Origin of the sequence: Microcoleus sp. AT8-A3 (assembly GCF_036705675.1) — a bacterium.
Taxonomy (GTDB): domain Bacteria; phylum Cyanobacteriota; class Cyanobacteriia; order Cyanobacteriales; family Microcoleaceae; genus Microcoleus.
Map to the genome: position 1 here is coordinate 14,654 of NZ_JAUBVD010000020.1, position 13,504 is coordinate 28,157.

The 13,504-nt window shown below is 42.8% G+C and carries 7 protein-coding genes; 4 read left to right on the forward strand and 3 right to left on the reverse strand.

Annotation, left to right across the window (positions count from 1 at the left end; all coding sequences use genetic code 11):
- Positions 1 to 53: 53 nt before the first annotated feature.
- The gene (locus QUB51_RS14020) at positions 54 to 1,688 is read left to right on the forward strand and encodes a hypothetical protein (RefSeq protein WP_333208352.1); all 1,635 of its coding nucleotides are present in this window, start codon (positions 54 to 56) and stop codon (positions 1,686 to 1,688) included.
- 146 nt (positions 1,689 to 1,834) lie between these two features.
- Here QUB51_RS14020 and QUB51_RS14025 read toward each other — a convergent pair whose 3' ends face one another.
- Together QUB51_RS14025 and QUB51_RS14030 are read right to left on the reverse strand one after the other, a co-directional pair.
- Complete coding sequence (locus QUB51_RS14025) at positions 1,835 to 2,440, reverse strand: Uma2 family endonuclease (protein WP_333208353.1); 606 nt, start codon at positions 2,438 to 2,440, stop codon at positions 1,835 to 1,837.
- 145 nt (positions 2,441 to 2,585) lie between these two features.
- Positions 2,586 to 3,368 (reverse strand): calcium-binding protein, encoded by a 783-nt coding sequence (locus QUB51_RS14030; protein WP_333053306.1) that lies wholly within the window; start codon positions 3,366 to 3,368, stop codon positions 2,586 to 2,588.
- 673 nt (positions 3,369 to 4,041) lie between these two features.
- On the opposite strand from QUB51_RS14030, the gene QUB51_RS14035 reads away from it, so the two are divergent.
- From QUB51_RS14035 to QUB51_RS14045, 3 genes are all read left to right on the forward strand, one after another.
- Positions 4,042 to 6,426, forward strand: a complete 2,385-nt coding sequence (locus QUB51_RS14035) for a GAF domain-containing protein (RefSeq protein ID WP_333053307.1) — start codon at positions 4,042 to 4,044, stop codon at positions 6,424 to 6,426.
- 304 nt (positions 6,427 to 6,730) lie between these two features.
- A complete protein-coding gene (locus QUB51_RS14040) occupies positions 6,731 to 12,244 on the forward strand; it encodes a protein kinase domain-containing protein (protein WP_333262168.1) in 5,514 nt (1,837 codons plus the stop codon).
- Between the two features lie 266 nt (positions 12,245 to 12,510).
- On the forward strand, positions 12,511 to 12,945 hold the full coding sequence (locus QUB51_RS14045) for a hypothetical protein (RefSeq protein ID WP_333053309.1): 435 nt from the start codon (positions 12,511 to 12,513) through the stop codon (positions 12,943 to 12,945).
- Positions 12,946 to 13,049: 104 nt separating this feature from the next.
- Here QUB51_RS14045 and QUB51_RS14050 read toward each other — a convergent pair whose 3' ends face one another.
- A complete protein-coding gene (locus tag QUB51_RS14050; RefSeq protein WP_333208356.1) occupies positions 13,050 to 13,472 on the reverse strand; it encodes a DCC1-like thiol-disulfide oxidoreductase family protein in 423 nt (140 codons plus the stop codon).
- Positions 13,473 to 13,504: the final 32 nt, after the last annotated feature.

Below are 13,504 nucleotides of genomic sequence, written 5' to 3' on the forward strand. Positions count from 1 at the left end.
CGATTATTGATAAACTAGAGTGGGGATTCCTCCACTCTAAAGGAGAGTAAATCATGGCTGACATTGAAAACCTTCTAAACCAACTGCCAGAAATTGCCGAGGAAATGAAACTTACTATTGGCAATCCTAGTGAAATCAGACGTGAAATTGGGAAGATCGATAATCTTATAAAGCGACTAAATACTATTGGCAAGGAACTTGAAGAAGTATTAAATAATGAGAGATTCAATAAAGGATTTTTGGGAGCGATACCTTTGTTAGGCGCAGTTGCGGGCTGGTTCATACCTGGTGGATTTTTAGTAGATGCACTTGTATCGGCAGGGAGTGGCTTACTTGCTGAAAAATTGGGCGACCCAGATAAGGAAACGTCTCTTGCTGACTTAATAGAAAATGTTGAAAACTTAATTGAGTGGGGCGATGGTTTAAAGAATATAGCAGAAAATATTTTAAATGATTCACAATTATTGATCAAGCTAGAATGGGAAAGGAAATCTCTAAGTATTCCAGAAGAAGTAAGGCAAATTGATGAAAATTTAAGAATTCACATAGACTTTGATGAAGAGCAAACTTTAAGGGAACAAGTTCAGCAAATAAAGGTAGCTCAAGAACAGCTAAAACAGGTTCTGCCCAAACTGGATAGTATCCTACACAATCTTGAACGTAATGTCGAGCCAATTGAGCGCATAAAAGCTTTTATATCTTACTTTGGGGAATCAGTGTTTGCGATAGAATGGTTTGATGAAGAGCATGGGCTTATTATATCTTATGAGGATCAAACTACAACATTAGGAATTATCTTGAATGAATGTGTATCTTTAAAAGAAAAAGCTAATGCTTTAATTGACCGGGCTAATAGGTTAAGAGGACAGGCTGAACAATCTCTTAAACACCTAGAAAAAGAACGCCGTCGCAAGGAACAAAAAAAACCTAGTCGTAAGCAAAGCGAAAGAGCCACACAGACAGGAGAATCTCTAAATACTATTGACAGTACCATGTTTTCAGAGCAAAGACGCGGGGGTAGAAGTGGCTGGATACTGATACTATCCACACTGACTCTAGGAGTTGTGGGTTTTATCGGCTGGAAAACTACCTTTCAAATTTCACCGAGTCAGCAGACAATACCAAATTCGGAAATTCCTCTAAATGTTGGGGAGCAAAAACCAAATTCTGAACCTTCACCCACCTTAACACCGGCTCCTCAGCCAGACCCAACAGCAACAAATTTAGCAGCCGCTCAAAAACTAGCAATGGAAGCTGCCGTTATGACTCAAAATCCACCTCATCCACTAGAAAATTGGCAGCAAGTACAAGGGAAGTGGCAGGAATCAATCAAATTGTTAGAGGCAATTCCCGACAATTCGCCTGTTGCAACTCAAGCTCAAGAAAAGCTAAGTGTTTATCGAACTAACTATCAGGCGATTACTAATAGAATTGTTACTGAACAGAAAGCAGCCACTAATTTAGAATCCGCCCAAAAACTAGCATGGGAAGCTGCCGTCATGGTTAATAATCCACCTCATCCTAAAGAAGTCTGGCAGAATGCTCAATCAAAATTGCAGCAGGCGATCAACTTGTTAAGTTCTATTCCTCAAGGTACATTTGTCGAAGCTAAAGCTAAAGAAAAGCTGGCTGCTTATCAGAATAACTACACGCTAATAAGCAACAGAATCAAAACTGAAACTCCTTGATTTTATCCATATTACCAATTAAGTTTTAAATTACCAGAGATTCAGCCCAAACCCTAGCTGCTGATATCCTAGTTACTACAAAAGTGCGATCGCCCTTACACCCCAATTTGTCAAAAAGCGCGATCGCCCCTCTACTTCCCAAATAATTAGCAGCCTCGCACTGCGTCCCGAAACACTTTCAAAGCTTCTTTTTCTTCCGACATTTGCAGGCATCTCCCCAGCAATTCTAGATCCAAATCCGGCAACAGCATACTCCGAGAAACGCAATCGTAACCCTCCGAGTGCAGTTGGTAAATCGAAAATACTCCGTCTTCCCAAAACCAAACTTCCCCTACGTTAAATCTGCGGTAGTATTCCAGCTTGTTGATAGTTCCGCTAGTAAAAACAACTTCGATCGCCAAATCGGGTGTTTCTCGTTGCCGCCGGTCTTCGCCAAAGTAGTAAGATAAATCTGGTTCCTTGCTGCTGCCTTTTGTTTCCCCTTGGAGTGTAGCACTCCCTGTCGGTGTAAAACTAATATCTTTTTCTAAGAAAAAGATCATTAACATTCCTGCCAGCAGGCATTTAATGGTTTCATGTTCCGGCGAAAGTGTCATAATTTCCACATATCCGTCGAGGTAAGACAAGCGAACACTGCGAGTGTACTCTAGCAAGGAATCCAGAGCTTTGAACTGTTCCCAAGTCATTGATAGCGGCAAAATCAACCGCTGTTCCGGGAGTGCAGTTAATTTGGGGTGAGTGGCAATGGTCATATATACTTTCCCCGATTTTTAGTTTCTACTTTTAGATTAGCATAATAATATATAAAGGGAGAAATTGGGGACTTCGAGCGCTCTTGTTCCCCCCTTGTTAAGGGGGGTTATGGGGGATTTTGCCAGTCTAATTCCCTACAAATAACTAAGCCAAAAACTGGAATTGAGAACCGTTAACTGCCAAAGCAAACGGACTTGCCTGTTCAAATGCACCGATAAGTTCAAAGTTGTCCGTGTTTAAAACTATCCCCACAATCTGTCCGGTAAATATGTTTTCAATCACCATGTCGTTGATGATTCCGTCGTTATCGTAAGCAATCAAATTGTCGTTTTCAAAGAAAAGGTCTAGTTCTGTTAAACCGTCCGTCAAACCGATGCGATCGCCCTCGTCGAAGTTGAAATCGGTAATGACATCTGCTCCATCTATACCAAATGCTTCATCGTTGCTTCTGAGGACGAATATGTCACCACCGAGGCCTCCCGTGAGCACGTCAACTCCCCGATCGCCTGCTAAGAAATCGTCGCCCTCATTGCCCTCTAAATCGTCGTCTCCTTGCCCTCCCCGCAGGATATCGTTCCCGAACCCTCCGAAGATCAGGTCATTTCCGGCGTCGCCCCTAACTACGTCGTTGCCATCATTTCCATCCAGGCGATCGTCCTCTTTCCCGCCGTAAATTATGTCATTTCCGCCACCACCACCGATAATATCATTGCCGTTATTTCCTAACAGCCGTTCGTTAGAATCCGACGAACCTCCTATAGTATCGTTGCCATCGAGTCCCCAAACTCCCCAGGGAAAAGACGCCAAATTTCCATTCCCTACGTTAATCTCATCGGGTGTAGCGAATGCCAAAAGACGTGGCCCGCCCCCAGCAAATACAGGAAATCCCGTCACATCGCCAATAAGATTGTTAACCGTTAAAGCCATAACTATGTCCTTTCAAAAATCCTCTTAGCTGTATTATACATTTTAATTATTCTATTGCCAAATAGCAAGAATTTGGATTTGGGCTGCAATTTTTAGTTTCTCAATTAATGACAAGCAACCTGTTGAGCTATAGTCAATTACAATTATCAATACTTCGGTTACGCGATCGTATCAGTTACCAATTCCCAATTCCCAATTACCAGGGCTGTGCTTCATTCAACCCAAACCTGCTATATATCTCGCCTTTTAGTCAAATAGCATTAGTTGCTGACCACGAATTTCTTCATGTGGTACCCGCCACGTGATTTATCGGTGGAATCAATTCTTTAATCGAAAATCGAAAATCAGAAGAGCCCCCGCATTTATCCCTAGGGTCAATTCTTTAATCTAAAATAGAAAATCTAAAATCGATTGACACTATCCGCTACTGTCTACCGCTTATAATGGGTGTTACCCCCCAGGCAGTAAACACGTTAATATCACCTATAACGTCGAGACTGAGAGGTTGTTTGTGAATAAAAGTAAAAGTCCCTGGGCCCATCCTCCGAGAAAAAACCCAGTTTCCGATATCCATACACAAACTTTACAAACAGGATATAAGCTCTTTACAAAGCCATAATCGCCGATCGCTGACATTTTTTGGCAAAATCCACTGCTTTCAGGTGTTTTACTCATGTCTACTCCTAAATCGTCTTCCCATCAAAACAACAACTCCGTAAAATCACTGCCAGCGACAGATATCGTCCCAACAAAGCCAGACAGTAACAATCTGCCCAGCGAACCAAGTATAGAACAGCTACTCGAAGCTTTGGCGGGCCAAGTACCCAGTCAATCTTCAGAAATTGAACCCTTGAAAACGTGGAAACAAGATTTACAGCGATTGTTTCAATTTCTCGGCGATCGCCGCGTTTTAATCGCAGTAATGCAACCGGGAACTTTTGCCCTGCGTTACGCTAACGCGGCATTTTGTCGCTTGGCAGGTTGGGAGGAAACGTCCTTGGCAACTCAATCTACCAACGGTTTGTTTGCAGAAACCGACATCACTCTGCTGCAACTATTCGAGGATGGGGACGGCAAAACAGCAGAACAATTGTACCGCCGCCACCTTTTGCACTGGGTATTTAAGCAATATTATCAAATTGACATCGACGGTTTACGGGTGCTAGAAGAACCTGTCATGGCGAGTGTAAAAAATCCCAAACACAGAGAACCTAGATTTATAGAATTTTGGCTGGGTTCGGAACAGTTGAAAATTACTCGAATTGACTCAAAAATAGATGAATTTGCGGATATTTCTTTAAGATTAATGCCTGTAGCGGAACGGGAAGCTTGGCTGATGCAGCCGAATCAACTGGAGAATTTAGCCGATCGATTGCAGTTGGATAATTATCGCGTAGAAGGCTTGCTGTTGCTAGAAGGTTTTGATGTCACCGTGCAGGAGCAAATTCGGCGGCTGACTCAGTTATTGATCGATCAAGATTCGATGCTGCGGCCAGAGAAATTTGAGAGAATCGATCGGTGTTTGCGATCCCTCTTCCATGCTGACGGCACTTTGCTGCTGCGCCCCGACGGCGAACAGGTACAGCTATTAGTTGCAAAAGACGGCCAACATTTGCAGCCGATTCTTTATTCAATGCACTCCCTAGAAGCTTCTCACTTTTTGAAGGCCACAGCAGCAAATCAAGTTTGGAATGTGCCAGACTTGCGTAGGGAGTGCGAAACCGAGTGCGATCGAACTTTGCGGAGAATGGGAACTCGATCGATGCTGCTGGTGCCCCTCGTAGTCAAATCCGTCACCCGCGAGGGGTGCGGGCAGCGGATTTTGGGAGTTGTGGGGCTGTTGTGCGATCGGCCAAATCACTTCAACGGCATTGACGCTCAACACGCCCAAGAACTCATTCCCGCCTTCATTGCAGCCCTGCGGCAAGCCATACAGGAGCGGTTTACCCACATTCACAACATCCATCCCGCAGTCGAGTGGCGGTTCGCCCAAGAAGCAGAAAGGCGAAGTTGGGGACTACCTCCCGAAACAATCGTATTTGCTGATGTTCATCCGCTATACGGAATTTCGGACATTCGCGGTTCTAGCGACGAAAGAAACCGAGCCATTCAAACTGATTTGCTCGAACAATTTCGCTTAGGTTTAGTCATAGCTGATGCTGTTTGCGAAACACAAACTACCCACCTCGGCGAGCAACTGCGACTCGACTTGCTCGACTACATCCAGCATTTAAAACAAAAAGTAACAGTCGATATGGAGGTGCGAGCAGCCGAATATTTAAACGAGCGTTTAGAAGTATATTTTGACTATTTTGTGCAGTGCGGGCCCAAGGTTCAGGCAGCAGTTAAAGCTTACCAAGCAGCCTGTGAAAATGAGCACAACTGCGTTTACAGCGATCGCAACCGCTACGACCAAATGTTGAACCTAATCAGCACCAAACTTCAAGAAACCTGGGCTCGCTGGCAAGAAAAAATGCAGCAAATTTTGCCCCACTACTGCGATATCGAATGCACCGACGGCATCGATCACATGATTTATGCAGGAAAATCGATCGACCCCACATTCAGCCAGTTTCACCTACACAGTTTACGGTACGAACAACTGCGAGCTATTTGCGATTGCGGTCGCACAGTTTTTCGCCTGCAAGCCGAGTCTCAAATCAACATGGAACTCGCACATTTAGTCTTAGTGCAGAATACCACGATCGACATTTTTCACAACGAAAACACCGAAAAAATGTTTGATGTCAAAGGCACTCGCGACATCCGCTACGAACTTGTCAAAAAGCGGATCGAGAAAGCCGTTGACAAAGACGCACAAGAGCGAATTACTCAGCCAGGAATGTTAACGGTAGTTTATTCAACCGAAGACGAATGGGAAGAGTACCAACAATACTTGCGCTACTTGTCTCGCGAAGGTTGGGTCGAGCCAAAAGTTCAGACCGGCATGGTAGAATCACTGCAAGGAGTCAGCGGTTTAAAATTCGCCCGCGTGCGTATTTTACCTGAACCGGAATCTATTTCTACTATCTGTGAAGTTACGGTAGTCAGCGATTGATAACCCGTTCAATCGCCCGTTTGAGGCCTGCGTGCGATCGCTCCCATCTCCTCCTGTTTGAGGCCTGCGTGCGATCGCTCCCATCCCCCTGAAAAACGGTGCCGCGAAAACATCCGGGACTCACACACAAGACCAATATTACATTTAAGATGTTTGTTGACACCAACGACCAAGCCCACATTGTCACTTCTTGTATATTCCGTGTGATGGGAAATCGCCAAATACACGATCGGAATCACACCAAATCTAGATTAAGTAGTGTTAATCTAATCCCAATTATGTCCTGTAATTTATAACTTAAGTGATGTTAACCTTATCAGAATACCAAATAATTTCTACTCTGCACGAAGGCGTTGAAACAATAATCTATCGCGGACAAAAACCGACAGACTCGCCCCCAGTAATTCTGAAAGTCCTCAAAGCCGAATATCCCACCCTCGAAGCCATTACCAGGCTCAAACACGAATATCAAATCAGCCAAAATTTAGACAGCGAACAAATCGTCAAAGCCATCAGGATCGAAACATTTGACCACCGATTAGGAATCGTTTTAGAAGACTTTGGCGGCGAATCCCTCGCCCAACTGCTGGAAATAGAAACCTTGAGTCTGCAAGCAAAATTAAACATCGCCCTCCAAATAGTCAAAGCCTTACAATACCTGCATTTTCACCACATTATTCACAAAGACATCAAACCCAGCAACATCATAATTAACTCGCAAACAAAACAAGTAAAACTAACCGACTTCGGCATTGCTACACAACTCAACAAAGAAAACCCGCAATTTAACAACCCCAACTCAGTCGAAGGCACCTTAGCCTATATGTCACCCGAACAAACCGGGAGAATGAACCGCACCCTCGACTACCGCACAGACTTTTATTCCCTTGGTATCACATTCTATGAAATGCTGACTGGGAAATTGCCTTTCGGCAGCAACGACCCCTTAGAAATAGTTTACAGCCACATCGCCGTTCAACCAATATATCCCCATCAAATCAATTCACAAATACCTGTCGCCCTTTCAGAGATAGTGATGAAATTGATAGCCAAAAATGCCGAAGATAGATATCAAAGTGCGACCGGATTGTTAGCAGACTTAGAAATTTCTTTGCATCAGTTAGAAGCCACCGGACAAATTACCGAATTCATCCCCGGACGCTTAGATATTCTCAGCCAGTTGTTGATCCCCCAAAAATTGTACGGTAGAGAACAACAAGTCAACGAACTCTTAGCAGCATTTGAACGTGTAGGGTCGGGATCACCCAAATCTTTGCCACCCAACCTAAATACAGAAAAACCCGCCCGCCCCAATGCAGAAACTCTTTCAGCCCCATCTTTTCCACCAAACCAAAATACAGAAAAATTCGCCCATTGCCAAAGCGAATTAATGCTAGTATCAGGATACTCAGGCATCGGTAAATCCGCCGTAGTCAACGAAATTAGCAAACCAATTACCAGGTCAAAAGGTTACTTCATCAGCGGCAAATTTGACCAATTAAAACGCAACATTCCTTATGCCTCATTAATCCAAGCATTTAACTCCTTGCTGCGGCAATTGCTAACCGAAAGTGCACTTTCATTAGAAATATGGCGCACTAAAATTTTAACAGCAGTGGGAACAGAGGGCCAAGTAATTGCCGACGTAATTCCCAAAGTTGAATTAATCATCGGCAAACAGCCAGAAGTCCCAGAACTCGCCCCTATAGAATCCCAAAATCGATTCAATCGGGTATTCAAAGAATTTATTCGCGTTTTCGCCCAAAAAGAACACCCCCTAGTTATCTTTTTAGACGATTTGCAGTGGGCAGATTCAGCAACATTAAAGTTGATGCAAATACTAATAACTGACCCTGACCAGGAATATTTGCTGCTAATCGGTGCCTATCGAGACAATGAAGTTAGTCCGACCCACCCCTTAATTCAGACCGTAGAAGAACTTGAAAAAACTGGTACAATAGTCAACAATATCGTGTTGCAACCGCTTGATTTAGCAAATGTGACGGAATTAGTCACTGAAACACTTAACACTTGCACAGAAAAAGTAACAAATATAGCCGATTTAATCTGGAATAAAACGGGTGGCAATCCTTTTTTCTTGACCCAATTACTCCAAGCACTTTATCAAGACTCTCTTTTAAGATTTGAATTTAATCAGATTACAAATGAGGGAAGTCAAACGGGCTGGTATTGGAGTATCGATGAAATCCAAGCCATTGGAATCACCGATAAAAGTGTAGTGGAACTGGTAGCTTCTCGCATTAAAAAGCTACCCGAACCCACGCAAGAAGTGTTGAAGCTAGCAGCTTGCGTGGGAGATAAATTTGCTCTAGATGTGCTGTCACTTGTTAGCGAAAAGTCAGCTAATACTACAGCAACTGAACTTTATTCAGCTTTACAATCCGGGTTAATTCTGCCATTGAGTGATGCCTATCGCATTCCTTTAGTTTTCGATCGAGCCGAATCAATCAACCTCAAGTTAGACACTTCGCGGGTTAGTTACAAATTTTTGCACGATCGCGTCCAGCAAGCCGCATATTCGCTAATCCCCGAAGACCAAAAGCAATTAACTCATTTAAAAATCGGTCAATTACTGTTAAATAATACTCCAGCAGACAAGCTAGAAGAAAACATATTTGATATCGTCAATCAATTGAATGTTGGAATTGACACGATTAGCCAACAATCAGAAAAAACTCAGTTGGCACAATTAAATTTAACTGCTGGACGCAAAGCCAAAGCGGCTGCTGCCTATGAAGCGGCTGTTAGGTATTTGCGGGTTGCTATGGAATTATTGCCGGCAGATTCTTGGCAATGTCACTATGACTTAACGTTAGAAATCTACGAGTCAACAGCCGAAGCTGAATACTTAAATGTCCACTATGAAGATTCAAAAAAGCTGGTTGATATTGTACTGCAAAAAGCTAAAATATTACTGGACAAAGTGAATGTTTATGAACTTCAAATCCAGTCTTATAACGCTCAAAATAGAGTGGTAGAAGCACTAAATACAGGACTGGAAGTGCTGAAACTATTAGGCATTTCTTTTCCTCAAAATCCCCACGCGCTACATATTATGGCGGGACTGAGTAATACCAAACTGAGCTTGGGATTGAAACGAATTGAGGATTTAGCTAACTTGCCAGAAATGATCGATCCCGAAAAACAAGCAGCCATGCGGATTTTATCAGGGATTCTCAGCAGTGCTATTCAGGCAAAACCCCCACTGATACCGCTGCTGGCATTTAGGATGGTCAAGCTGTGTATTAAATACGGTAATTCGCCTTATGCAAGTATTGCCTACGTTTATTATGGCGTAGTTATGTGCAAGCTAGGGGACATTAGTTTGGCATACCAATTCGGTCAACTAGCAATTAGGCTGTTAGACAAATTTCCCTCCCGTTCAATCAAAAGTAGAGTTTATGCAACATTTGGTTCTTTTATTCACCACTGGAAAGCCACTCTCAAGTCAGGATTAGGCGATCTAAAAGAAGGTTTTAAAAATGGGATGGAAACTGGAGATTTGGAATTTGCTGGTTATGCTATAGGTGCATATTGCTTAAACCAACTGTCGATAGGAGAGCCTCTTGATTTGGTGGAGCAGGAAACTGGTAAATATATGAAACTAATGCAGCAATCTCAACTTGAAATGGCTGTACAGTATATAAGTATAGGCAGGCAGACAGCGCTCAATTTGCGCGGTCAAGCTGTCGAGCCCTGTCATTTAGTCGGTGAGAGATTTAATGAAGTCAAAACGCTCCCCATTTTAATAGAATCTAAAAACTTTTTTTTAGTGGGTTTGGTTTATCATGCCAAAACTCAGCTTAATTTTATATTCAAAAACTACGCTCAAGCTTTAGAAAATTCAAGGTTATTTGAGAAACATGAGGAGTCTGTAGCCGGATTCGATGTGGTTGCTCTGAATAATTTTTACTCATCTCTCAGTATGATAGCTTTGTATCCAGCAACTGGCAAAGAGGAACAAAAGCAATATTTGGCAAAAGTGTTGCAAAACCAAAAGAAAATGAAAAAATGGGCAGTTCATGCTCCGATGAATTATCAACACAAATACGACTTGGTTGCAGCGGAAAAAGCGCGAGTGTTGGGGCAAAATACTGAAGCAATGGATTTGTACGATCGCGCAATTGAGGGAGCCGCAAAAAACGGTTACATTCAAGAGGAAGCATTAGCCTATGAATTAGCAGGAGAATTTTATCAATCTTTGGGTAAAGAGATAGTTTCTCAAGCATATCTGACTAAAGCCTATTATGGATATATCCATTGGGGAGCCATCGCTAAAGTTAAACACTTAGAATCAACACATCCTTTCTTAGCAGCACAGACGCGCACAATTCCAACCCCAACCCTCGATGTCACCCGCACTACCACGGGAAATACTACCAGTAGTAGTTTAGGCGATTTATTAGACTTAGCTACTTTTATTAAGTCGGCGCAAGCCATTAATGGTGAAATTGTTCTAGAAAAATTGTTGACCAAATTAATCAAAATTATTTTAGAAAATGCAGCGGCTCAAAAAGTAGTGCTGCTGCTGGTGAAAAACGAGAACCTCTGCATAGAAGCTACTGGAAGTTTCGCGGAGGATAAAGTGACACTCTTACCCTCTATTCCCGTAGAAAATAGTCAAGATGTTCCCCTGTCTGTGATTAATTACGTACACCGCAGTCAAAAGCATCTAGTTTTAGACAATGCGACTGTCGCGGAACCTTTTAACGTAGATGCCTACATTCAGAAATATCAACCCAAATCAATTCTCTGTTTGCCGATTATTTATCAATCTCAGCGGCGCGGAATCATTTATTTAGAAAATGCTTTGACAGTAGGAGCTTTTACAGCAGAGAGAGTTGAAGTATTCAAAGTGTTAATTTCTCAAGTTGCTATTGCTGTAGAAAATGCTGGTTTGTACGCGCGGGAGAAAGAAAAATCTCAACAGTTAGAAAAATCTTTCAATGAATTGCAACAGGCGCAACTGCAACTGATTCAAAGCGAAAAAATGTCTGCTCTAGGCAACTTAATTGCAGGGGTTGCTCACGAAATTAACAATCCGCTTGGTTTTATTGCGGGCAATCTTGATGCTGCTGCTGAGGCTAGCTTAGATTTGATTGATTGCTTACAACTTTACCAAGAAAAATTTCCTAATCCTGGAGATGAATTACAGGATAAAGCATCAGAGATTGATTTAGAATATTTGATTGAAGATTTGCCGAAAATGCTTTTATCTATGAAATCAGGTACAGAGCGCATCCGCAATATTAGCAAGTCTTTGCGGACTTTTTCTCGCGCTGACAGTGCGAATAAAGTGTCAGCAAATATTCATGAGGGGATCGACAGCACTTTGATGATTTTACAGTATCGTCTGAAAGCTAAAGATACTCGCCCCGCGATTAAAATTATCAAAGAATACGGAGATATCCCGTCAGTTAAATGTTATTTTGGGCAACTGAATCAGGTATTTATGAATTTGCTGGCAAATGCGATCGAGTGTTTTGACGAATTCAATCAGGGTCGCACTTACGCTGAAATTGAAGCTTTACCGAATACGATCGCCATTATCACTCATCTCTCGGAGGATAACAACAGCGTGGTGATTAAAATCAAAGATAACGGTAAAGGGATGTCATCGGAGATCAAGTCGAAAATATTTGACCATTTATTTACTACCAAAGGAGTAGGAAAAGGTACGGGTTTGGGGTTGTCTATCAGCAGGCAAATTGTCGAAGAAACCCACGGCGGTAAACTAACTTGCGAATCGGTGCTGGGAGAAGGTTCGGAATTTGCGATCGCCCTTCCTTTGAATTAAAATCATGGAACTATGGCGTGTTTTAAAACCCGGATATCCCCCCTAACCCCCCTTAATAAGGGGAGGATAAGAGCCTGCTCAAAGTCCCCTTTTTAAGGGGGATTTAGGGGGAGCGAGACTCGGCTAAAAACGGAATAACACATATATGAAAATTTGTCAATGCCTAATTATTTCTGAAAAAGTCCGCTGTTGGCAGTCTACATTCGGCAGTATGCAGTTACATTATTAGCTAAATGTAATAACTATATTTGATAGGAGTTTTTCGAGTGAACGCTGCCGAACAAGCCAAAAATATAGAAGTTGCCAGCAAAATTGCTGCGGTTGTTAATTTATTCAAGTCGGAATTCCCGGATGCAAAAGTTGATTTGAAACCTTGGATGAATGACGAGGATACCAGAGAACTTGTAGATCCAGATTCGATCGACATTGGCTTCCATTTTCCCGGTAGAAGTCGCTTGTTGCAAAGCCGCAGCATTTTGATTCAAATCCGATTTTACCAAGATCCGGTGGAAGGATATCGGCGGGCGATCGGAGTTGAGGCCGCCGGTTACGATCATAGCGGTCAGCAGTGGCACTTTTCTACTGTGGAAAATTGGAATTTTCTCGGCCTAACCGAACCTGCGGTGGAGTCGGCGCAAAAACTCAAACACTTTTGCCAGCAGATTTTTGATTTGTTTAATCAATCAATCAATCGATTTTAGATTTTAGATTTTAGATTTTAGATTTTAGATTGAAGGTCAATCGGCGATTGAAATCGGGCAACCACGGGGGGATTGCCCCTACGGAAACGAAGGTGGATTTGGTATTAGTCCCGATTGTCGCAATTGCCGATCGACTTACAGCCAACTGGATAAACAGATTTGTAAGTAGTCGATCGCTTGCCAAACAAAGTATAGCGGTGATCGCGGACTTGTTCGTACACGCGATCGCCCATCCACTTCATCCCCGGCATTGCCCGATAAGCAGCCACAAAAACCTCGCCAGCAGGCAATATCCGTCCGATTTCCTCCGCCGCATCGCTGCCCTGCCAGCGTCGTTCGGGGGTGTTGCTATCTATCAAAATCATCCCCATTTCGCAGTCTTCAGACGTAATCCCAAAGCGATTTAATTGCTCTAAATCTTGCATAAAAATATACTCAAAGTTCTGGCCTTTATCTAAATTTTCTAGTAACTGCACCAAGGTAACGCAGAGATTGCAATTGCCGTCGTAAATTACGTTATATTTCATTAGTTGACTGTTGACTGTTGACTGTTGACTAC

What these genes read in the sequence shown, in the direction of transcription:
- QUB51_RS14050 (WP_333208356.1), bottom strand. Translation starts at nt 13,472, where the DNA reads ATGAAATATAACGTAATTTACGACGGCAATTGCAATCTCTGCGTTACC.
- QUB51_RS14020 (WP_333208352.1), top strand. Translation starts at nt 54, where the DNA reads ATGGCTGACATTGAAAACCTTCTAAACCAACTGCCAGAAATTGCCGAG.
- QUB51_RS14030 (WP_333053306.1), bottom strand. Translation starts at nt 3,368, where the DNA reads ATGGCTTTAACGGTTAACAATCTTATTGGCGATGTGACGGGATTTCCT.
- QUB51_RS14040 (WP_333262168.1), top strand. Translation starts at nt 6,731, where the DNA reads ATGTTAACCTTATCAGAATACCAAATAATTTCTACTCTGCACGAAGGC.
- QUB51_RS14025 (WP_333208353.1), bottom strand. Translation starts at nt 2,440, where the DNA reads ATGACCATTGCCACTCACCCCAAATTAACTGCACTCCCGGAACAGCGG.
- QUB51_RS14035 (WP_333053307.1), top strand. Translation starts at nt 4,042, where the DNA reads ATGTCTACTCCTAAATCGTCTTCCCATCAAAACAACAACTCCGTAAAA.